This window comes from Actinoplanes sp. URMC 104 (assembly GCF_051386375.1).
GTDB lineage: Bacteria > Actinomycetota > Actinomycetes > Mycobacteriales > Micromonosporaceae > Actinoplanes.
Genome location: NZ_JBPQTO010000007.1, coordinates 418,668 through 441,234, shown reverse-complemented (window position 1 = coordinate 441,234; position 22,567 = coordinate 418,668). Strand labels below are relative to the sequence as shown.

14 protein-coding genes are annotated in these 22,567 nt (G+C 72.0%); 9 read left to right on the top strand and 5 right to left on the bottom strand.

Annotated features, from left to right (window positions below):
• The first annotated feature begins 25 nt into the window (after window positions 1-25).
• The 4 genes from ACSNN8_RS23615 (at window position 26) to ACSNN8_RS23600 (ending at window position 8,599) form a co-directional block, all read left to right on the top strand.
• A complete protein-coding gene (locus tag ACSNN8_RS23615) occupies window positions 26-595 on the top strand; it encodes a TetR/AcrR family transcriptional regulator (protein WP_436651526.1) in 570 nt (189 codons plus the stop codon).
• Window positions 596-608: 13 nt separating this feature from the next.
• Complete coding sequence (locus ACSNN8_RS23610; RefSeq protein ID WP_436651525.1) at window positions 609-2,789, top strand: MMPL family transporter; 2,181 nt, start codon at window positions 609-611, stop codon at window positions 2,787-2,789.
• Window positions 2,790-2,914: 125 nt separating this feature from the next.
• Window positions 2,915-7,693, top strand: coding sequence for a DUF4011 domain-containing protein (locus tag ACSNN8_RS23605; RefSeq protein ID WP_436651523.1), 4,779 nt, complete (start codon window positions 2,915-2,917; stop codon window positions 7,691-7,693).
• A gap of 159 nt (window positions 7,694-7,852) precedes the next feature.
• On the top strand, window positions 7,853-8,599 hold the full coding sequence (locus tag ACSNN8_RS23600; RefSeq protein ID WP_436651522.1) for an ATP-binding protein: 747 nt from the start codon (window positions 7,853-7,855) through the stop codon (window positions 8,597-8,599).
• A 1-nt stretch (window position 8,600) separates the two neighbouring features.
• Here ACSNN8_RS23600 and ACSNN8_RS23595 read toward each other — a convergent pair whose 3' ends face one another.
• Window positions 8,601-10,064: an NAD(P)/FAD-dependent oxidoreductase gene (locus ACSNN8_RS23595; RefSeq protein WP_436651520.1), complete on the bottom strand. Its 1,464-nt coding sequence runs from the start codon at window positions 10,062-10,064 to the stop codon at window positions 8,601-8,603.
• A gap of 201 nt (window positions 10,065-10,265) precedes the next feature.
• Here ACSNN8_RS23595 and ACSNN8_RS23590 point away from each other — a divergent pair, with 201 nt between their 5' ends.
• Entirely contained in the window at window positions 10,266-11,693 is a 1,428-nt protein-coding gene (locus tag ACSNN8_RS23590; RefSeq protein ID WP_436651519.1) for an MFS transporter, read from the top strand.
• A 1,290-nt stretch (window positions 11,694-12,983) separates the two neighbouring features.
• Here the strand turns inward: ACSNN8_RS23590 and ACSNN8_RS23585 are convergent.
• A complete protein-coding gene (locus ACSNN8_RS23585; RefSeq protein WP_436651518.1) occupies window positions 12,984-14,762 on the bottom strand; it encodes an NAD-binding protein in 1,779 nt (592 codons plus the stop codon).
• 131 nt (window positions 14,763-14,893) lie between these two features.
• Window positions 14,894-15,532 carry a class I SAM-dependent methyltransferase gene (locus tag ACSNN8_RS23580; RefSeq protein ID WP_436651517.1) on the bottom strand — a complete coding sequence of 213 codons (639 nt, stop codon included), beginning with the start codon at window positions 15,530-15,532 and terminating at the stop codon, window positions 14,894-14,896.
• 37 nt (window positions 15,533-15,569) lie between these two features.
• Between ACSNN8_RS23580 and ACSNN8_RS23575 the strand changes: the two genes are divergently transcribed.
• Complete coding sequence (locus tag ACSNN8_RS23575; RefSeq protein ID WP_436651516.1) at window positions 15,570-16,037, top strand: nitroreductase/quinone reductase family protein; 468 nt, start codon at window positions 15,570-15,572, stop codon at window positions 16,035-16,037.
• On the opposite strand, the gene ACSNN8_RS23570 is transcribed toward ACSNN8_RS23575, so the two are convergent.
• The gene (locus ACSNN8_RS23570) at window positions 16,034-17,380 is read right to left on the bottom strand and encodes an FAD-dependent oxidoreductase (RefSeq protein ID WP_436651515.1); all 1,347 of its coding nucleotides are present in this window, start codon (window positions 17,378-17,380) and stop codon (window positions 16,034-16,036) included. The two genes, ACSNN8_RS23575 and ACSNN8_RS23570, sit on opposite strands and share 4 nt — an antisense overlap.
• Before the next feature lie 266 nt (window positions 17,381-17,646).
• Between ACSNN8_RS23570 and ACSNN8_RS23565 the strand changes: the two genes are divergently transcribed.
• Entirely contained in the window at window positions 17,647-17,832 is a 186-nt protein-coding gene (locus ACSNN8_RS23565; RefSeq protein ID WP_436651513.1) for a hypothetical protein, read from the top strand.
• Between the two features lie 17 nt (window positions 17,833-17,849).
• On the opposite strand, the gene ACSNN8_RS23560 is transcribed toward ACSNN8_RS23565, so the two are convergent.
• A complete protein-coding gene (locus ACSNN8_RS23560; RefSeq protein WP_436651512.1) occupies window positions 17,850-18,128 on the bottom strand; it encodes a hypothetical protein in 279 nt (92 codons plus the stop codon).
• Window positions 18,129-18,241: 113 nt separating this feature from the next.
• On the opposite strand from ACSNN8_RS23560, the gene fdh reads away from it, so the two are divergent.
• Together fdh and ACSNN8_RS23550 are read left to right on the top strand one after the other, a co-directional pair.
• Entirely contained in the window at window positions 18,242-21,508 is a 3,267-nt protein-coding gene (gene fdh / locus ACSNN8_RS23555) for a formate dehydrogenase (RefSeq protein ID WP_436651511.1), read from the top strand.
• On the top strand, window positions 21,495-22,544 hold the full coding sequence (locus tag ACSNN8_RS23550) for a 4Fe-4S dicluster domain-containing protein (RefSeq protein WP_436651510.1): 1,050 nt from the start codon (window positions 21,495-21,497) through the stop codon (window positions 22,542-22,544). Before fdh ends, ACSNN8_RS23550 begins: the two co-directional genes overlap by 14 nt.
• Window positions 22,545-22,567 lie beyond the last annotated feature (23 nt).

Genomic DNA, 22,567 nt, shown 5'->3' with positions numbered 1-22,567 from the left:
TCCCTGTCCGACTAGGCTGGTCCACATGCCGCGGCCGACCAAGCAGCAGATCGACGACGAGATCCTCGAGGCTGCCGCCACGCTGTTCGCGCGGCACGGCTTCAAGGAGACGTCGGTCCAGCGCATCGCCGACGCGGTGGGCTACTCCAAGACCGGCCTGCTGCACCGCTATCCGACCAAGGAGGCGCTGCAGCAGGCGGTGGTCGACCGCGCGCTGCGCGACATCCGCGCGGTCGCCGACGAGGTCGCCGCCCTGCCGCTCGGGCCGGCCCGCGACCGCGCGGCCATCACCGGCGTCGCCCGGCTCGCGGTGGAGTGCCCCGGCACGGTGGCGCTGCTGCTCACCGGCCTGTCGAACCCCCAGGACAGCGACTTCGCCGGCGTCCTCGAGAGCATCGGCGAGGTGGTGTTCGAGATCTTCGCGGTCGACCCTGACGCCGACCCGGTGCGCGGCGTCCGGGTGGTCGGCGCGCTCGGCGCCCTCGCCGTCGCGGGCGTCGCCCTGCGCGAGAAGCCGCTGCAGGCGGGCGTCGACGACCTCATCGACGTCAGCTACGACGCGCTCGGCCACGGGCGCACGACCCACCACCAGTAAAGGGAATCCCCACATGGCAACGCTGCTGCATCGCCTCGGACTGGGCGCCGTACGCCATAAGGCACTGGTCATGGTCGCCTGGCTGGTGGCCGTGCTCGCGCTCGGCGCCGGCGCCGCCACGCTCTCGGGCACGATGGTCAACTCGTTCTCGATCCCGGGCCAGGAGTCGACCACCGCGCTCGAGCTCATGCGCGAGCGGTTCGGCGACGCCTCGGCCGGGGCGAGCGCCCAGGTGGTGATGGAGGCGCCCGGCGGCGGCAGGATCACCGACCAGGCGAACGCGGCGCAGGTGGCCGCGGCCGTCGCCAAGCTGCAGAAGCTGCCCGGCGTCGTGTCGGCGAGCAACCCGCTCGATCCCAAGGCACCGACCGTGTCGCAGGACCAGCGGGCCGCCTACAGCACGGTGACGTACGGCGTGCAGGCGTCCGAGATCACCGTCGAGGAGCGCGAGGCGCTGACCTCCGTCGTGGACCAGTCCCGCGCGGGCGGGCTGATCGTCGAGGCGCGCGGCGAGGCCACCCAGGAGTCGGGCGCCGACATCGGCGGCACGGGCGAGATCCTCGGTGTGGTCGTCGCGCTGGTCGTGCTCGCCGTCACGTACGGCTCCCTGGTCCTGGCCGGCATGAACCTGCTCACCGCGCTGGCCGGCGTCGCCATCGGCGCGCTGGGCATCACGACGCTCAGCGGGTTCACCGAGCTGCAGTCGACCACCCCGATCCTGGCGATCATGCTGGGCCTCGCGGTCGGCATCGACTACGCGCTGTTCATCGTCACCCGGTTCCGGCAGGAGCTGCGCCGCGGGCTGCCGGTGCCCGAGGCGGTCGCGCTCGCGGTGGGCACCGCGGGCTCGGCCGTGGTCACCGCCGGCCTGACCGTGGTGATCGCGCTCGCCGGCCTGTCGGTCGCGGGCATCCCGTTCCTCACCGAGATGGGCCTCGCCGCGGCCGGCACCATCGTGTTCGCCGTGCTGGTCGCCATCACGCTGGTGCCCGCCTTCCTCGGCGCGGTCGGCATGCGGGCGCTGCCCAAGCGCGAGCGCACCGACCCCGCCGCGGCACAGGCCAGGGACCGCGGCTTCTACCGCGGCTGGGCGACCATGGTCACCCGCCGCCGGCTGCTCAGCCTCGTCGTCGCGGTCGCCGCGCTGGCGGTCGTCGCGATCCCGTTCTTCTCGATGCGGACCACGCTCAACCAGGCGCCCGCCGAGGGCAGCAGCGCGGCCAAGGCCGACGCGATCATCGCCGAGCGCTTCGGGCCGGGCTTCGCGGGCCCGCTGCTGGTGCTCGTCGACGGCTCCGGCGCCCCCGCGTACGCGACGACCGTACGGGAGAAGGTCGCCACCCTCCCGGACGTGACCTTCGTGGCCCCGCCACGGGTCAACCAGGCGGGCGACGCCGCCCTGATCACGATCATCCCGGCCTCGGAGCCCGACAGCGGCACCACCGTCGACCTCGTGCACGCCATCCGCGACGACGTGGCCGACGGGCCGGGCGCCGAGGTGTACGTCACCGGCACCACCGCGGTCAGCATCGACGTGTCGCAGAAGCTCGACCAGGCCCTGCCGGTCTACCTGATCCTGGTCGTCGGGCTGGCGTTCGTGCTGCTCGTGCTCGTGTTCCGGTCGCTGCTCGTGCCGGTCGTCGGCGTGCTGGGCTTCCTGCTCACCATCGGCGCCGCGCTGGGCGCCACTACCGCGGTCTTCCAGTGGGGCTGGCTGGCCGGCGTGGTCAACGCACAGACCACCGGCCCGCTGCTCAGCCTGGCGCCGATCATCATCGTCGGCATCCTGTTCGGGCTCGCCATGGACTACCAGGTCTTCCTGGTCTCGCGCATGCACGAGGCGCACGCCCACGGCGCCGAGCCGCGCGAGGCCGTGGTCACCGGATTCAAGCAGGCCGCCCCGGTCGTTGTGGCCGCGGCGACGATCATGTTCGCGGTGTTCGCGGGCTTCGTGCCCGAGGGCAACGACACGATCAAGCCGATCGCGTTCGCGCTGGCCATCGGCATCCTGTTCGACGCGCTCGTGGTCCGCATGATCGCGGTGCCGGCGGCGATCGCGCTGCTCGGCCGGTCGGCGTGGTGGCTGCCCCGCTGGCTGTCCTGGCTGCCCGCGGTCGACGTGGAGGGCGCCGCGCTCGAGCGCCACGCCCCCGGGCGTCCGCGCGATGTCGAGGAGCCCGCCCACGCGGCGTGACGGCCGTCGTGCCGATCACCGTCGCGTGATCGGCACGACAGGTCCCCGCAAGCCCGCAAGGACCGGTATGCCGCAAATAGCCGAATTGCCAGCGTAACGGGCGTCCGTCTTGCTGCAATTGAGGCATGTGGCCGGAACATGAAGCGGATACGGATGGGCTCCCGGGCGCCGAGGTCAGGTCGGCGCTGGAGACCTGGCGCTCCGGCCTGGTCGACCTGACCGGCACCAACCCCCTGCTCAACTTCGCTCGCGTCCCGTCGGGCGCCGTGGAGATCACCGGCCCGTCGCCCAAGGTGATCGTCAAGGTGCTGCAGGACGGCGGCGGCTACGCCTTCCACGACGACCACCGGGAGCCCACGGCGCACGTGCTGCGTACCGAGCTGCCCGAGGAGCAGCTGGGCGCGCTGCTGCACCACTTCTGGCGCCGCTCCCGGCAGGAGATGCAGGACCGCGGGGTCTCGCCGCTCTACCTGGGCCTGGGCATGCTGCACTGGTCGGACGACGACGGGTCGCCGTACGAGAGCCCGATCCTGCTGATCCCCGTCGAGATCGACCCCGCGGGGCCGCGGCTGGTCGCCCGCCCCGAGGACCCGATCGTCAACCCGGCGCTGGTCGTGCGGATGGGCGAGCTCGACATCGACATCCCCGAGGTCACCTCGCTGGCCGAGCTCGACGTCACCGTGCTGTGGGCCAAGGTCGACGTGGCGATCGGCGAGCGCCGCGGGTGGTACGCCGACGAGACCGTGACGCTGTCCTGCCTGAGCGTGCACCGCGAGGCGATGTACTACGACCTGTTCGAGAACGAGCCGCACATCGTCGAGCACCCGGTCGTGCGCGCGCTGGCCACGCGCGACGCCGACCGTACGTTCGCCTTCGAGCCCACCCCGGTCGAGCGCATCGACGTGGTCGCGCCGCCCGAGGACGTGCCGCTCGTGCTCGACGCCGACGCCACCCAGCGGGTCGCGGTCGCCGCCGCGGTGGCCGGGCGCAGCTTCGTGCTCGACGGCCCGCCCGGCACCGGCAAGTCCCAGACGATCGCCACCATGGTCGGCGGCCTGCTGCACGCCGGCAAGCGCGTGCTCGTGGTGTCGGAGAAGGCCGCCGCGCTCGACACCGTGCAGCGCCGGCTCACCCAGGCGGGGCTGGGCAACTACCTGCTCGCGCTGCACAGCGACCTGGTCGGGCGGCGCGAGGTGGCGGCCGAGCTCGCCACGGCGCTCGAGACCGACCCGGTGCCGCTGGCGAGCATGGACCCGATCGACCGGCGGGCCGCGCGCGAGCGGCGGGAGCGGCTCACCTCGTACGCCGAGGCCTTGAACCGGGTGCGGCAGCCGCTGGGCCGCAGCCTGTTCGAGGTGCTGGGCATCTGCGCCCGGCTGCTCGACGTGCCCGCCGCGCCGGTGGCGACGGTCTCCCCGCACGACCTGAGCAGCGAGTCGATCTATCGGATCCGCGACGCGGTGGCCCGGCTCGGGCGGGTCCGCAGCGAGAGCTACCTGTGGCGCGAGGCGATCGACCGGGAACCGCTCGACCCGCGGCTGCGCCAGGCGATCACCGCGCTGGGCAAGCTGGCCGAGACGGTGATCGCCAACTCGACCCTGGCCGACGCGTTCGACCTGCACGAGCCGTCCGGCGCGGGCAAGCTGGCCGCGCTCTCGGCGCACGCCGGCAAGCGGCCGCCCAAGGTCGAGGAGGACTGGCTGACGATCGACAGCATCCAGCCGGTGCAGAAGGCGGCCACCGACCTGACCCGCCACCTGGCCGCGCTGCGCTACGGCGGCATCCCGTGGTCGGAGCTGCCGTCGGCCGACGAGATGGCGTCCGTGCCGGACCTGTCGCACCTGGTGCCCGAGGCCGTCGACCTCAAGCCGCTCAACGCCGCGCAGGCCGACCACCTGGCCAACAAGTTCGCCGAGGAGGCCGACCGGCTGGAGAGCCGCCAGGAGAGCCTCGACCGGGTCACCGCCCGCCTCGGCCTGCCCAACGTGGTGACCTTCCCCGACTCGGCCCGCGTCATCACGATCGCCGAGCTGATCGAGCGGGAGCACAAGCCCGAGCCCGCCTGGTTCGAGACCGGCGGGATGGCCGCCGCGCACGCCGCCGTCCGCGTGCTGCGGCTGGCGATCGAGCGGGTGCGCGAGACCGAGGCACGGGCCCGGCGCCACTTCGGCGAGGAGGTGCTCGAGGAGCCGATCACCGAGGTGGCCGACCGGCTCACCCGCAACCGCGGGCCGCGCAAGCTGCTGCGCCCCTACCGGCGCGACAAGCGGCTGGCGGCCGAGGTCGCGCTGCCGGACGTCAAGCCCGCCGAGGCGGTCGCCAACGTCGAGGACGCCGCCGCCTGGAAGCAGGCGCTGGAGGACCTGGCCGAGGCCGAGGCCGAGCACGCCGAGCTGCTGGGCCGGCACTACAAGGGCGTGGACACCGACTTCCACGCGATCCAGGAGGCCCTGCACACCGCCGACGAGGTGATGCGCGAGGTGCCCACCGACGCGCTGCCCGCGGTCACCGTGCACGTCTGCGCGCCGCGGCCCAACAGCGCGCTGCTACGCATCGTCGGCGAGGCCCGCGACGAGTTCACCCGCTTCCGCACCACGCTGCGGCCCTCGCCGGCCCGCGCGCCGCGACCCGAGCTGGGGGAGGGGCCGATCGCCGAGGCGGTCAGCTGGCTGCGCGCCCACATCGCGCCGCTGCACGCCGCGGCCGAGATGATCCGCTCCTACAGCGTGCCGACCGGGCGCGACCTCACGCTGGCCGAGGCTCTGGCCATCGCCGAGCAGCGGCAGGCGGCCACCGACGCCGAGGAGGCGATCTGGGCCGAGGCCGCCGCGCACGCAGCCGTGCTGGGCTCGGTCTACCGGGGCGCCAAGACCGACGACGAGACGATGAACGAGGTCGTCGCGTGGACGGTGCAGGCCCGCCGGCTGAGCACCGGCGAGGACGCGCCGATGACCCGCGAGCAGGCCCACGCGCTGATGACCGCCCAGCCCACCGAAGGGCTGGCCGCCGCGGTGGCCGGCTGGGAGGCGGCGCGCTCGCAGGTGCTCGACGCGTTCGGCCCCGCCCGGCACCCCGAGCTCATCGAGCGGCTCGGCGACTACGACAACGCCCGCGACCTGCTCGTCGAGCTGCTGCACGACCCCGAGGGCCAGCAGGAGTGGTTCCGCCACGAGGACGCCCGGCGGGTGCTGGTCGAGCACGGCCTGGCCGAGGCGCTGGAGTTCTGCGCCGACGAGGAGCTCGAGGCCGACCAGGTGTGGCCGGTGCTGGAGCGTGCGCTGCTGCGCGGCTGGGCCGACGCGGTCATCGACGAGGACCCGGGCCTGCAGCCGGTGGCGGCCGAGGACCGTACGCACCTGGTCGACGTCTACCGGCTGCTGGACCACGAGCTCACCGGCGCGGCGCTGGCCGACATCGTGTACGCCGTGGAGGCGCGCCGGCCGTCCGCCTCGTCCAGCGGCGAGCCGGGGGTGCTGCGGCGCGAGGGCAACAAGCAGTCCGGCCACCTTCCCGTACGGGAACTGCTCGCCCAGGCGCGGCACGCCGTGCAGGGTCTCAAGCCGTGCTTCCTGATGTCGCCGCTCGCGGTGAGCCGCTACCTGCCGCCCGAGATGGAGTTCGACACCGTCATCATCGACGAGGCGTCGCAGGTCACCACCGCCGATGCGATCAACTGCATCTACCGCGGCGACGCGCTGGTGGTCTCGGGCGACGAGCGGCAGCTGCCGCCCACCTCGTACTACGACCGCGTCGAGGACGACGTCACCGACTTCCCGTCGATCCTCGAGCTGGCCCGCGAGACGTTCCCGGTCCTGCACCTGGGCTGGCACCACCGCAGCCGGCACGAGGCGCTGTTCGCGTTCGCCAACCTCGCCTACTACCACGGCCGGCTGGTCGGGCTGACCCGCTGCTACCCGCAGGAGCCCGACCACGGCGTCGAGATGTTCCTGGTGGACGGCGTCTACCGGCGGCAGACCACGTCGGACAACCCGATCGAGGCCGAGGCGGTCGCCGAGCGGGTGCTGCACCACTACGCCACCCGGCCCGGCAAGACCCTCGGCGTGGTCACGCTGTCGGTGGCGCAGGCCGACGCGGTCGACGACGCCGTACGCCGGGCGATGGCCGAGCGCCCCGACCTCGAGCACCACCTCGAGGACGACGACCGGCTCACCGGCTTCTTCTGCAAGAGCCTCGAGGCCGTGCAGGGCGACGAGCGCGACGTGATCATCCTGTCGGTCGGCTACGGCTACGACGAGAACGACAAGATCAGTACGAACTTCGGGGCGCTCAACCGGCCCCGCGGCTGGCGCCGGCTCAACGTCGCGATCACCCGTGCCCGCGAGCGGGTCGAGGTGATCTCCTCGATCCGGTCCGCGGACGTGCCCGACATGGGCAACGAGAGCGTGCGGCACCTCAAGGCCTATCTGGAGTACGCCGAGAGGTCCGCGGCCACGCTCGGGCGCGAGATCACGGATCGGGACGACGCGTCGCCGTTCGAGGACGCCGTGGTCACCGCCCTGCTGTCGTGGGGTTACCGCGTACGGCGGCGGGTCGGCGCGGCCGGGCACTGGATCGACCTGGCCGTGCTGCACCCCGACCAGGACGACGACGTGTTCGCCATCGGCATCGAGTTCGACGGTCCGGAGTACCAGGCCGTGCCGTCCGCCCGCGACCGGGACCGGCTGCGCGGCGAGGAGCTGCGCGCGCTCGGCTGGCACCTGCACCGGATCTGGTCGGTGGCCTGGTACCAGAACCCCGCCGAGGAGCAGAACCGGCTGCGGGCCGCGATCGACCGCGCGCTGGCCGACCCGGTGGGCGTCGACGAGCTCGCCGCGCCGGAGTGGCCGCCCTACCGGGCCATCTCGGGGGAGTTGCTGCCGCCGGAGTCCAGCGACCGCCGATGACCTCTTTCGGGGTACCCCTTATGCAGTGAATAGCCGATATCCGCACATGGTGAGTCGTTTACCGGCCAGCCGTGGCCGGTTGCGGAGGGCCTTCGTTGGTTCGTCATGCGCGGACGTCATGCAATCTCTCGGCACGGGCACCGGGAGGGCATCGGCACTGTGACCGTGACGGCGGACTGGGACACCGCCGTCACCGTGGTTACCGTGCGCGGGCCCTGGGGAAACCCGTTGCGCCAGGAAACTTTCACGGCCATCAAAAAGGTGCTCAGCGAGCACCCGGCGGCGATGATCGTCGATCTCTGCGACCTCCGCGACGTGCGCGCGGTGAGCGTGCCCACGTGGCTCACGGTGTCCCAGGTGGCGGCCTCGATGGAACCGCCCGTGCGGGCGGTCGGCTGCCTGCCGCGCGGCAGCGCGCTCGGCAACCGGCTCGACCGGCTCGGCGCGCGCAACTTCCTGCCGCTGTTCGACGACCTGGCCGGGGCGGAGGCGGCGGTGGCGGCCGGCGGGCCGGTCACCGACCGGCTGCGCATCGACCTGGCGCCGCACCCGGACAGCCCGGCGCTGGCGCGCAACCTCGTGACCGAGGCGTGCGGCGCGTGGGGTCTGCCCGAGGTGCTCTACCCCGCGCGGCTGGTGATGAGCGAGCTCGCGGCCAACGCCGTCGAACACGCCCGTACGGCCTTCACCGCGCTGGTGCTGCGGCGCGGCGCCGGTGTGCACCTGATCGTCAGCGACCGCGAGCCGCGCATGCCCCGGCTCGTGGAAGCGCCCCACGACCCGCCCGGCAACCTGTGGGACGTCCGCGGCCAAGGGCTACGCACGGTGCAGGCCGCCGCGGCGGGGTGGGGCGCACTGCCGACCCGGGACGGCAAGATGGTCTGGGCCACCGTCCGCCCGGGCTGAGCTACTTGCCGGCCGGCACCCGGGCGCCCGTCTTCTCGACCTGCTCGGCCGGGTGCTTGCCGCTCGGCACGGCGGTCGCGTCGGAGTCGCCGAGCGAGGTGTCGGCGTCCTCGCTGGTCGACGTGGACTCGGCCCGGACGCTGGCGAACGGGTCGCCGAACTGCTGCATGGCCCGCCTGGCGAACGCCTGCTGCTCGGTCGCCACGCGCTCGGCCCGGCCGCGGCCCAGGAAGCTGACCGCCCAGTGCAGCACCGTGGTGAACCTGTTCTTGAAGCCGACCAGGTAGACCACGTGCACGGCCAGCCACATCAGCCAGGCGATGAAGCCCGACAGGTGCAGCTTGCCGATGCTGGCCACCGCGGAGAACCGCGAAATCGTGGCCATGCTGCCCTTGTCGAAGTACTTGAACGGCTCCGGCGCGTCCTTGCGGCGCAGCCGGCGCTTGATGACGTCGGCCGCGTAGCGCCCGCCCTGGATCGCGACCTGCGCGACACCGGGCAGCGGACGGCCGTCCTCGCCGGGCAGGTGCATCATGTCGCCCAGCACGAAGATCTCGGGGTGCCCCGGCACGGTCAGGTCGGGCTGCACCATGACCCGGCCCGCGCGGTCGGTCTCGGCCCCGGCGGCCTCGGCGAGCTGCTTGGCCAGCGGGGGAGCGGCGACGCCCGCGGCCCACACCTTGGTCATCGACGGGATGCGCTGGTGGCCGCGCTCGGAGTCGACCTCGATGCCGGTCAGGTCGACGTTGACGACCTTGGTGTTGAGCTCGACCTCGACGCCCATCAGGTGCAGCTGGCGCAGCGCGCGCGTGGAAAGGCGGTCGCCGAACGTGTTGAGCACCGCGCCCACCGCGTCGATCAGGATGATCCGGGCCTTGCGCGGGTCGATGTGCTTGTACTGCCCCGGCAGGTTGCGGTGCGCGAGCTCGGCGATCTGGCCGGCCATCTCGACACCGGTCGGGCCCGCGCCGACGACCACGAAGGTCAGCCAGCGCTCCCGCGCCTCGGGGTCGGTCTGCAGGTCGGCGATCTCGAACGCGCCGAAGATCTTGGCGCGCAGCTCGAGCGCGTCGTCGATGCTCTTCATGCCGGGCGCGTAGTCGTTGAAGTGGTCGTTGCCGAAGTACGACTGCGAGGCGCCCGCGGCCACGATCAGCGTGTCGTAGTCGACCGTGTAGTCGATGCCCGGGCCCGCGACGTAGATGCGCTTGGCGTCCGGGTCCACCCGCTGCGCCCAGCCGAGCTTGACGTCGACGTTGTCCTGGTTCTTCAGCACCTCGCGGATCGGCGGCGCGATCTCGCCCTCGGAGAGGACGCCCGTGGCCACCTGATAGAGCAAGGGCTGGAACAGGTGGTAAGCCGTGCCGTTGATGAGCGTGATGTCGACGTTCGCCTTGCGGAGCGCCCTGATCGCGAAAAGACCCCCGAAGCCGGCGCCGATGACTGCCACCCGATGCCGCTGCATTACCACTCCCTCGGTGCTCGGTGTCTCACCTAGTAGAGCACCCTGGCCAGGCCGATTATGCCGTGAGTATCAACACTGTGGAGGCCCGCCGGGGGCCTCCGCGGCTGATGTTCCCAGCCCGGCAGGGGGATAACCCGATTCCGCCATCATGCCGCAGATCACGGCGTTACCGTGAGGGTTTCGTGGGGTAGATCGCCTCGCATGGCAGAAGTGCGCACCAATGTGCCGGCGCGGCTCGACCGGCTGCCCTGGGCCCGATGGCACTGGATGATCGTGATCGGGCTCGGCACGGTGTGGATCCTCGACGGGCTCGAGGTCACCATCGTCGGCAACCTCTCCGGGCGTCTCGCCGAGCCCGGCAGCGGCCTGGACATCACGCAGAGCCAGGTCACCGGCCTGGGCGCGGCGATCTACGTGCTCGGGGCTTGCTTCGGGGCGCTCTTCTTCGGCTGGCTGACCGACCGGTTCGGACGCAAGAAGCTGTTCATCCTCACGCTCGGCGTCTACCTGTTCGGCACGGCGATGACCGCGCTGTCGTTCGACCCGTGGTGGTTCTTCGTCTTCCGGTTCGTCACCGGCGCCGGCATCGGCGGCGAGTACGCAGCGATCAACTCGGCGATCGACGAGCTCATCCCGGCGCGCTACCGCGGCCGCATCGACATCGTCATCAACGGCACCTACTGGGCCGGCGCTGCGTTCGGCGCGCTGCTCACCGTGCCGATCCTCACCGCGCTGCCGGTGAGCTGGGGCTGGCGGGTCGCGTTCGGCCTCGGCGTCGTGCTGGGGCTGGTCATCCTGCTGGTGCGCCGGCACGTCCCGGAGAGCCCGCGGTGGCTGTTCATCCACGGCCGCGGCGACGAGGCCGAGAAGCTGGTCGCCGAGGTCGAGCAGACGGTCGCGCGCGAGGACGACGTACAGCTGGAGCCGGCCGAGAAGTACATCACCATCCACCAGCGCCGCACGATCGGGTTCGGCGAGATCGCGAAGACGCTCGTACGCCAGTATCCCAAGCGGGCGGGGCTGGGGTTCGCGCTCTTCGTCGGCCAGGCGTTCCTCTACAACGCGATCACCTTCGGCTACGCGCAGATCCTGCAGACGTTCTTCGACGTGCCCTCCGGCAGCACCGGCTACTACTTCGCCGTGATCGCCGTCGGCAACCTGGCGGGGCCGCTGCTGCTCGCGCGCTTCTTCGACTCGGTCGGCCGCAAGGTGATGATCACCGGGACGTACGTCCTGTCGGGTGTGCTGCTGCTGGTCACGGCGTGGCTGTTCAGCGCCGGAGCCCTGAACGCGGTCACGATGACGGTCTGCTGGTGCGTGGTGCTGTTCTTCGCCTCCGCGGGGGCCAGCTCCGCCTACCTGACCGTCTCGGAGATCTTCCCGATGGAGACGCGGGCGCTGGCCATCGCCTTCTTCTACGCGGTCGGGACCGCGGTCGGTGGCATCACGGGGCCGCTGCTCTTCGCCGAGCTGGTCGGGACCGGGCAGGTGGGGGACACCGTGCTGGCGTTCGTCATCGGTGCTTGCCTGATGATCGTTGCCGGGCTGGTGGAGGCGGTCCTGGGAGTCAAGGCTGAGGGTCGCAGTCTGGAGGATCTCGCTACGCCTTTGACTGCTGCTCAGTCTTGAGTTTCCTCGGTTTCCTTGCGGTGGGACGGTCTTAGGTTTCCTCGGATCTCTTGGGCTGGGACGGACCGGGGCCGAGGGTGCCCGAGCTCGATCGTCAGGCTTGATATCGATCTCGGTCACCCTCGGCCCCGGACCTTGCATGGGGGCCTGTGACGGCCAGGTGGGGGCTTACTCGCTGCTTTGTGCGTGGCCGGCGTGGGCGGTCCCCCTGCGGTGGGTGGTCCGGCTGCCGCGCTGTGGGCACGCCAGGGGATTCCGTCGGGCTGGCCGACCTTGGTGGGTGGCTGGTGTGACTAACCGCGCCGCTGACGGCCGGCGCTGCGCGCCTAGTGGTGAGAGACGTCGCAAGCGCCACACACCATCACTCCCGACCCGACCAGCTCACCCGTCAACCGACCCCGCCGCCCTACGCGGCCAGTTCGCCCGCGCCCGCCTCACTCCGTCGCCTACGCGGCCTACCCCGCTACACGGCCGACCCGGCCGACCCGGCCGACACGGCTGACCCGGCCGACACGGCTGACCCGGCCGACACGGCCGACCCGGCCGACACGGCCGACCCGGCCGACACGGCCGACCTGGCCCGTCTCGCCGTTCGGCCTGCCCGGGCCTGCCGGGCCTGCCGGCCTGCCCCGCCTCCCCGGTCTGCCCGGCTGACCCGGCTGATCCGGCTGACCGGGCCTACCCGGCCTGCGGGCCTACCCGGCCTGCGGGCCTACCCGGCATGCGGGGCCTGCTGGGCCTACCTCGCCAACCCGGCTGACCCGGCCTGCCTGGCCTGCGGCATGCCTGGCCTGCCCGGCCTTCTGGGTCTGCCAGTTGAGTGCGGACTCTCGGGCCCGCGTCGAAGGCCGCGCGGGGGCGGGTGGTTGTGAGGGCTTGTGACGCTAGGCGCGCAGCGCCGGCCGTGAGCGGCGCGGTTCGTCACACCAGCCACCCACCAAGGCCGGCCTGCCCGACGGGATCCCCTGGCGGCACCACAGCGCGGCAGCCGGACCGCTCAGCGCAAGGGGACCGCCGCCCGGGCCATGCAACCAGCAGCGAGTAAGCCAACGCCTGGCCGCCGCAGGACACCATGCAAGGTCCGGGGCCGAGGGTGACCGAGATCGATATCAAGCCTGACGATCGAGCTCGGGCACCCTCGGCCCCGGACCGTCCCAGCGCAAGAGATCCGAGGAAACCTAAGACCGTCCCAGCGCAAGAGATCCGAGGAAACCTAAGGCCGTCCCAGCGCGAGAGATCCGAGGAAACCTGAGACCGTCCCAGCGCAAGAAAGCCGGCGGTCCAAAACGCTCAGCGGACGCTTTCGTGGGGCAGCGACTGGGGGGAGAGAGTGTCCCGGCGCAGGACCTGGAGGAGTTCCTCGTACGGCCCGATCAGGTAGGCGCGGTCGCCGGCCGCGAAGCGGGTGTCCCGGCGCGGCGGGTGCTCGAGACGGCCGTTGCCCGCGGCGCGGCTGATGGCGACCACCCGCGTACGGGCGGAAAGGTCCTGCATGGCGAGACCGTCGAGACCGCCGCCCGGGGCCACGGTCAGGCGGCCCACCAGCATGAGCTGGGAGCTGACGTAGAACGTGGCGATGACGTCCAGGCCGAGCGCGGCCCCGACGAACCAGGGTGCGGCCAGGGCGGCGGTCGAGCGGGCCAGGCCGAGGCCGAAGTTGCGTTCGACGGTGGCGGCCAGGGTGCGGTCGAACAGGCGCAGCACGACCGGCACGTCCTCGCGGCGGTCGCCGAGCTGGTCGCGGATCGCCAGGCCGGTCTCGAGGTTGACCAGGTCGTCGCTGGTGAGCACGGCGACCGCGCGGGCCTGGGCGAGCTGCACCCGGTCGAGGGTGCGCGGCAGCGTGGCGTCGGCGAACACCACCGGTACGCCCGCGTCGCGCACCTGGTCGGCGTACCTGTTGCTCTCGTCGCTCTCCACGACTACCACGTCGATGCCCGCGCCCGCGAGCCGCTCCACCACCCGGACGCCCACCGAGCCCAGCCCGACCACCACCACGTGCCCCGCCAGCTGGGTGAGCCGCCGCCGGCCCAGCGCCTCCTCGAGCCGGATGGTCACCAGCGTGTTGGTCAGCAGCGCATAGAACGTGGTCGCCAGCAGCACGCCCAGCACCATCAGCAGGATCGCGAACCCGCGCAGCCACGACGCCTGTTCGCGGAAGTAGAAGTCGCCGAAGCCGACCGTCGCGATGGTCTCGACCGCGAAGTACGCCGCGTCCAGGATCGTCATGCGGCTGCCGTCCGGGTCGCGGTACCCCACGCGCAGCACCACGACCGCCGACGTGAGGAGCAGGAACAGCGCTCCCAGCACGTACGCGAGACGCCTGTCCACCGCCGTGAGCACGGTCTGCGCGAGGTGCCACTTCTGGCGCAGCCGCCCGGGTCGCTGCGACTCCGGCGCGGCGGTGGCGTCGCCCAGCCCGGCCTCGGCCAGTTCCGCCGGGGTGCCCAGCAACGTCACGACGTCGCCCGGCCGCACCTCGTGGTCGCGTCCCGGGCACACCTCGATGTCGCGGCCCTCGGCGCCCACGACCGCGAGCGGGGCCAGCGCGCCGTAGCGGGTGCGCAGCGGCCCGCCGACGTCCGCGACCGTCTGCACCGCGACGAACCGGTCGCCCTCCAGGTCGAGCTCGTGCGCCCCGGTACGCAGGCAGGCCTCCACCAGCGACGGCGCCGACAGCCCCGCCACGTCCAGCACCGACACCGACAGCGCCGACAGGGCGCGGCCCACCGCCGGGTTGCGCAGCTGCACCACGATGCGGATGTCCGGCCGGTTCTCCCTGGTCAGCAGCGCCGCCTCGATGGTGTGCAGGTCGTCGGCGAGCACGCAGATCACCGCCGTCGCGCCGGGCAGTCCCGCGTCGCCGAGCGTCTCGATCAGCCGGGGGCTGCCCACCACGACGGGGACGCCCCAGCCGCGTACCACCCGGACCAGCCGGGGGTCGGCGTCGTCCTCGACCACCACGACCGGGACGCCGGCCAGGTGCAGTTGCTCGACCGTCCGCAGGCCCACGTCGTCGAGCCCGCAGACGATGATGTGGCCCCGCCGGTCCGCGCAGCTCTCACCCACACGGGCAGGCTATCGACGTTCCGCCCGCCCGCACCGGTGAATGGTCAGCCGCCGGCGGCGCCGGCCGGGTGCCGGCAGGAGCCCGTGCCGGCACCCGGCAGGGGAAATCGTCCGCCTGATATCCATGATGGTCAATAAGCTGACCGTGCAGGTTTGTTGCAGTGCAGGCGCTCGACGATGCCCGCGCGCAGGCGTTCGCTCTCGACGACCTCGAAGCCGGCCGCCTCGGCGAGCGGCAGCTGGCGCCGGGTGAAGTGCTCGCCGGCCAGGCGGACGGTCACGCGTTCGAACAGCCACTGGGCGGCGTACAGCGGTGGCCACGTGCTGCCGACGTGGTCGAGCAGCAGCAGCCGGCCGCCCGGCACGAGCACCCGGTGCATCTCGCCGATCGCGGTGGCGGGGGCGGGGATCGAGCACAGGGCCAGCGCGCAGACCACGGTGTCGAACGCCTCGTCCGGGAAGGGCAGGTGCTGGGCGTCGGCCTCGCGCAGGTCGGCGTCGCGGCCCAGGTCGTGGGCGCGGCGGCGGGCCAGGGCGAGCATGCCGGGGCTCAGGTCGACGCCGGTGATCGTGGTGCCTGGCGGGTAGTGCGGCAGGTTGAGGCCCGTACCGACGCCGACCTCGAGAACCCGCCCGCGGGCGCGCTCGCCGAGCCACTCGCGGCCGCCGGTGAACAGCCGCCGTTCGAGGAACGCCATCTGCCGGTCGTAGGTGGGGGCGGCGTCGTCCCAGAACCGCCGTTGCCGTGCTGCCGGGTCGTCACCGCTCATGACGTCCATGGTTGCGGACGGTGGCTAGCGTTCCACCATGGAGAGTGCGAGGAGGGTACGCGTGCCGCCCCGGTGGTTCGTCCGGGGCGCGTGGGCGGTGCACCGCGGCATCTACCGGATCAGCGGCGGGCGGCTCGGGCTGTGGCGGCCCCGCGCGACGAAATGGGGCACGCTGCGGCTGACCACGCTCGGGCGGCGCAGCGGGCGGGAACGGTCGGTCATCCTGGCGTACTTCGAGGACGGGCCCGACCTGGTGCTGCTGTCGATGAACGGGTGGGGCGAGGGCGAGCCGGCCTGGCGGCTCAACCTGCGCGCACACCCCGAGGCGACCGTCGAGCTGCCGGACGGCGTCCGGGCGGTGCGCGCCCGGGAGGCGGTGGGCGACGAGCGGGCGAGGCTCTGGGCGCGGTGGCGGGAGTTCGACGAGAAACTCGACGCGTACGCGGCCCTGCGGTCCACCGAGTCGGTGGTGATCGTGCTGGAGCCCCGCCCGGTCGCGGCCTAGACGGCGTTGCTGATGTCGATCATCTCCTGGCGCGGCACGACCTTGATGCGCTTGCGGCCGTGCGGCGAGCCCAGGCCGATCTCGTGCTCGTCGAGCTTCTTCCAGCCGGCCCAGGTGGTGTAGCCGAGGCCGCGCCGGTCGAGGTGGGTGAGCACGTCGGCCGGGTCGCGGTGGGTCGCGGGCGGCAGCGCGTCGGCGTCGGCCAGCAGGCTGGTGATCGTCTCGTTCGCGTCCTTCTTGGTGTGGCCGATCAGCCCGACCGGGCCGCGCTTGATCCAGCCGGTGGCGTACAGCCCGGGCACCCGCTCGCCGTCGAGGTCGAGCACGCGGCCGGCCTCGTGCGGGACCGTGCCGGTGACGTGGTCGAACGGCAGGTCGGCGATCGGGCGGCTGAGGTAGCCGATGGCGCGGTACACCGCCTGCACGTCCCAGTCGGTGAACTCGCCGGTGCCCCGTACGGTGCCGTCGCCGATCAGCTCCTGGGTCTCGGTGCGCAGGCCGGTCACCCGGTCGGTGCCGAGGATCTCGACCGGCGCCTGCAGGAAGTGCAGGTGCAGCCGGCGGGCGCGGCCCCGCGGCTCGCGGGCGCACCAGTTCTGCAGCGTGTCGACGCACATCTTGAGCGAGCGCCGGGCCCGGATGGCGGCGAGGCTGCCCTCGTCGAACTCCATGCCCTCGGGGTGCACGACGACCTCGACGTTTGGCGACTCGTCGAGCTCGCGCAGCTCCATCGGCGTGAACTTGACCTGGCCGGGCCCGCGCCGCGAGAACACGTGCACGTCGGTCACCGGGCTCGCCAGCAGCCCCCGGTGCACGTTGTCGGGGATCTCCGTCTCGAGCAGCTCGTCGGCGGTCTTCGCGAGGATGCGGGCGACGTCCACCGCGACGTTGCCGGCCCCGATGACGGCGACCTTCGACGCGGTCAGAGGCCAGTCCCGCGGTACGTCGGGGTGGCCGTCGTACCAGGAGACGAAGTCCGCGGCCCCGAAGCTGCCCGGCAGGTCGATCCCGGGGATGTCCAGCCCACGGTCCCGGTCGGCGCCGGTGGCCAGCACGGTGGCGTCGTAGAACTGGTCGAGCTCCTCGGGCTTCACGTCGACGCCGTAGTCGACGTTGCCGATGAAGCGGATCCGCGGCTCCTCGAGCACGTGGTGCAGCGCCACGACGATCTCTTTGATGCGCGGGTGGTCGGGCGCCACCCCGTACCGGATCAGCCCGTACGGGGTGGGCAGCCGGTCGTAGATGTCGACCGTGGCGTTCGGGGCGGCCTTCGTCAGGATGTCGGCGGCGTAGATGCCGGCCGGACCCGCTCCGACGACGGCGACGCGCAGGGGGCGCTCCATGAGGTGCTGTGTTTCCTTCCGCTGGGGCCGAGACCGGCTTGCAACGTTAAAACCTCAACCTCGGTTGAGGTCAACGCCCACCGCGGCGACCCTCGTCACACCGCCTCGCCCCGCGCCGCCACTATGGCGCGGTGAGCATCTCTCGTCGTGGAGTCGTGCTGGTCCCGCTCGCGGTCGTCGCCGTCCTGCCGCTGGCGTTCGACCTCTACCTGCTGTGATACTGGCTGCCCGCCCTAACCGGCCCGGCCACCGGCCCGTGTCCGCCGGTGTCGTGCTGGCGTCCCGAGCAGCGGGTGCTGTGGACGACGGCGGCCGCCGCCTTCCTGGCGGGGTCGTTCTGCCTGCTGATGGCCTTTCGCCGGGCCGGTCGACCCGGCCGTTGGTGGCCGTGGCCCCCGGCAGCTCTCGGCCTGCTCGTGCTCGCCGGGTGGCAAGCGGCCGGCATCGGCTGATCGCGCGGCGCCGCCCGTCAGAAGACGTTGTCCGAGGTCGCGGGGGCATCCGCGGGGCGGTCGGCGCCGTCGCACTCGTCGGCGGGCTCGGCGCCGGCGGCCGTGGCCTCGTCGCCGGGGGAGTGGAGCAGGTCGAGCAGGTCGGGGCCCTCGTGGCCGACGTCGACCGAGCGCCCGGTGAGCCCGAGCTGGGCGGCGCACTCCTTGCCGTAGCCCTTGACCATGCGGTCGGCCCGCGTCGGATGCCCGCATCGGGGGCACCGCCGCATCTCCACGGGACGCTCGGGACCGGCCATCCGCCCCAGTATCGCGTTCCCGCGGCGTGCCGGCACGCAAAGGCGGACGATCGATCTGACGGATCATCGCGGCCCGGGGTGCGGACCGCCGGGGGCTGGATTAGGGTCGGATCGTGGGCGTCAAAACGTGGATCGAGGGCTGGCCGGTCTACCGGCAGCTGACGGGCACCGACCCGCTGGGGCGGGGCGCCGCGGCTCAGTCGAAGAAGTCCAAGGCGCTCACCTCGCGCATCGAGACCGCGGACAAGGTGGCCAAGTCGGTCTGTCCCTACTGCGCGGTCGGGTGCGGGCAGCGGATCTTCGTGAAGGACGAGAAGGTCGTCCAGATCGAGGGCGACCCCGACAGCCCGATCTCGCGCGGCCGGCTGTGCCCCAAGGGGTCGGCGAGCCTGAGCCTGGTGACCAGCGACCGGCGGCAGCAGAAGGTGCTCTACCGGCGGCCGTACGGCACCGACTGGGAGGAGCTCGACCTCGACACGGCGATGGACATGATCGCCGACCGGGTGCTGTCGGCGCGCGACACGACGTGGCAGGACACCGACGACGAGGGTCGGCCCCTCAACCGCACGCTGGGCATCTCGAGCCTGGGCGGCGCGACGCTGGACAACGAAGAGAACTATCTGATTAAGAAGCTCTTCACGGCGATCGGCGCCATTCAGATCGAGAACCAGGCGCGTATTTGACACTCCGCCACCGTCCCCGGTCTGGGGACCTCCTTCGGCCGTGGCGGGGCCACCAACTTCCTCCAGGATTTGGCTAACGCCGACTGCATCGTCATCCAGGGCTCGAACATGGCCGAGGCGCACCCGGTGGGCTTCCAGTGGGTCGTCGAGGCCAAGAAGCGCGGCGCGAAGGTCATCCACATCGATCCTCGCTTCACGCGGACGAGCGCGCTCGCGCACACCTATCTGCCGGTGCGCGCCGGTGCCGACATTGCGTTCCTGGGCGGCGTGATCAACTACATCCTCAGCAACGAGAAGGACTTCCGGGAGTACGTGGTCTCGTACACCAACGCGTCCATGATCGTCAGTGAGGACTTCCGGGACACCGAGGACCTCGACGGGCTGTTCTCCGGCTACGACTCCGAGAAGAACGTGTACGACCAGGGCAGCTGGCAGTACGAGGGGCAGCAGGAGGAGGGCCAGGAGGGCCACGAGTCGCACGCCGACCGCGAGACCGCCTCGGGGCTGGAGCAGGAGTCGCACGGCCCGCCGATCCCCGCGGACGTGCCCCGCGACCCCACGCTGCAGCACCCGCGCTGCGTCTACCAGGTGCTCAAGCGGCACTACGCCCGCTACACCCCGGAGGTCGTCGAGCGGCTCTGCGGCGTCCCGCAGGACAAGTTCCTCGAGGTCTGCGAGGCGTGGACGGCGAACTCGGGCCGCGAGCGGACGACCGCGCTGGTCTACTCCGTGGGCTGGACGCAGCACAGCGTCGGCGTGCAGTACATCCGCGCCGGCGCGATCATCCAGCTGCTGCTGGGCAACATGGGGCGGCCGGGCGGCGGCGTGATGGCGCTGCGCGGGCACGCCAGCATCCAGGGCTCCACCGACATCCCGACGCTGTTCAACCTGCTGCCCGGCTACCTGCCGATGCCGCACTACAAGCAGCACCAGACGTTCGACGAGTGGATCGACGCGATCCGGCATCCGGAGCAGTCCGGCTTCTGGGCCAACGCCAAGGCGTACGCGGTCAGCCTGCTCAAGTCGTACTGGGGCGACGCGGCGACCGCGGAGAACGACTACGGGTACGGCTGGATGCCCCGGCTGACCGGCGACCACGGCACGTACCAGCAGGTCCTCGACATGATCGACGGCAAGATCAAGGGGTACTTCCTGCTCGGGCAGAACCCCGCGGTCGGCTCGGCGCACGGCAAGGCGCAGCGCCTCGGCATGGCCAACCTGGACTGGCTGGTCGTCCGCGACCTGTTCCTGATCGAGAGCGCGACGTTCTGGAAGAACGGGCCCGAGGTCGGCACCGGCGAGATCGTGCCGGAGCAGTGCAAGACCGAGGTGTTCTTCATGCCGGCCGCCTCGCACGCCGAGAAGGCGGGCACGTTCACCCAGACGCAGCGCATGCTGCAGTGGCGCGAGCAGGCCGTCGAGCCGCCGGGCGACGCGCGCAGCGAGCTGTGGTTCTTCTACCACCTGGGCCGCAAGATCCGGGAGCGGCTGGCTTCGTCGACGCTGCCGCGCGACGCGGGCATCCAGAACCTGACCTGGGACTACGAGCTGCACGGCGAGCTGCAGGAGCCCAGCGGCGAGGACATCCTGAAGGAGATCAACGGGTACGACCTGACGACCGGCAAGCTGCTGAGCACCTTCACCGAGATGAAGCCCGACGGCTCCACCTCGGGCGGCTGCTGGATCTACACCGGCGTCTACAAGGACGGCGTCAACCAGGCCGCGCGGCGCAAGCCCGGCCGCGAGCAGGACTACGTGGCCCGCGAGTGGGGCTGGGTGTGGCCGTCGGACCGCCGCACGCTCTACAACCGCGCCTCCGCCGACCCGGACGGCAAGCCGTGGTCGGAGCGCAAGAAGTACGTCTGGTGGGACGAGGCCAAGGGCGAGTGGGTCGGCGACGACGTGCCCGACTTCGAGAAGAAGAAGCCGCCGTCCTACCGGCCGCCGGAGGGCGCCACCGGGGTCGACGCGATCTCGGGCGACGACCCGTTCATCATGCAGGGCGACGGCAAGGGCTGGCTGTACGCGCCGAGCGGGCTGATCGACGGCCCGATGCCGACGCACTACGAGCCCGCCGAGTCGATGATCCGCAACCCGCTCTACGGCCAGCAGGCGAACCCGACCCGCAAGGTGTACGAGCGGTCGGACAACCTGACCAACCCGAGCCCGCCCGAGCGGCACGCCGAGGTCTTCCCGTACGTCTTCAGCACCAGCCGCCTCACCGAGCACCACACGGCCGGCGGCATGAGCCGCCAGCTGGCGTACCTCTCGGAACTGCAGCCCGAGATGTTCGTCGAGGTGTCGCCGGAGCTGGCGGCCGAGCGGGGCCTGGAGCACATGGGCTGGGCGCACGTCGTCACCGCCCGCGCGGCGATCGAGGCGAAGGTGATGGTCACCGACCGGCTCGCGCCGCTGCGCATCGACGACCGGATCGTGCACCAGATCTGGATGCCGTACCACTGGGGCGGCGAGGGCCTGGTCACCGGCGACTCGGCCAACGACCTGATCGGGATCACGCTGGATCCCAACGTGCTCATCCAGGAGAGCAAGGTGGGCACCTGCGACATCCAGCCGGGACGCCGCCCCACCGGGCCCGAGCTGCTGGAGTTCGTGCAGGGCTACCGCGACCGGGCCGGGCTCACCCCCGACCACCGCACGCCGATCGAGACGCCGAGGGACGCAGATGGGCAGCAATAGTCTCTACGGGCCGCTCGACCCGGCGCCCGACGCGGGATACACCGAGGCGCCCCCGCGGATGGGGTTCTTCACCGACACGTCGGTGTGCATCGGCTGCAAGGCGTGCGAGGTCGCCTGTAAGACGTGGAACGCGATCCCGGACGACGGGTTCGACCTGCTCGGCCACTCGTACGACAACACCGGCGGCCTGACCGCGAACTCGTGGCGGCACGTGGCGTTCATCGAGCAGCCCAGGTCGTCGTCGGGCGCCGGCACCGACTCGCCGGGCGCCTTCGCGGGGCTGCCGGTCGGCCCGACGTCCGTCCCGGCCACGAACGTGATCGCCGCGCAGACTGCCGCCGACACGGGCACCGAGCCGGGCATCCAGCCCGCCGTCGACGCGCTGGCCGCGGCCGGCACGGCGGGCACCCAGTTCCTCGGCATGCCGATGTCCGACCTGCCCGGACGCGTCAACGAGGCGCCGCGCAGCGACTTCCGCTGGCTGATGATGTCGAACGTGTGCAAGCACTGCACGCACGCGGGCTGCCTCGACGTGTGCCCGACCGGCGCGCTGTTCCGCACCGAGTTCGGCACGGTCGTGGTGCAGGACGACATCTGCAACGGCTGCGGCTACTGCGTGTCGGGATGCCCGTACGGCGTCATCGACCGGCGGGAGGACGACGGCCGCGCCTGGAAGTGCACGCTCTGCTACGACCGGATCGGCGACGGGCTCATGCCGGCCTGCGCGACGGCGTGCCCCACCGAGTCGATCCAGTACGGCGAGCTCGACGAGCTGCGCGAACGCGCCCAGAAGCGGGTCGACACGCTGCACGAGCAGGGCATGGCTGAGGCCCGGCTCTACGGCAACGACCCCGGTGACGGGGTGGGCGGCGACGGGGCCTTCTTCCTGCTTCTCGACGAGCCCGAGGTGTACGGGTTGCCGCCCGACCCGCACGTGCCGACCCGCGACCTGCCCGCCATGTGGAAGCGTGCCGGGCTGGCCGCTCTGACGATGGCCGCCACGGCGTTCGTCGCGTTCGCCGGGAGGCGCCGGTGAGGCCCCGCGAGGAAGCCGAGCAG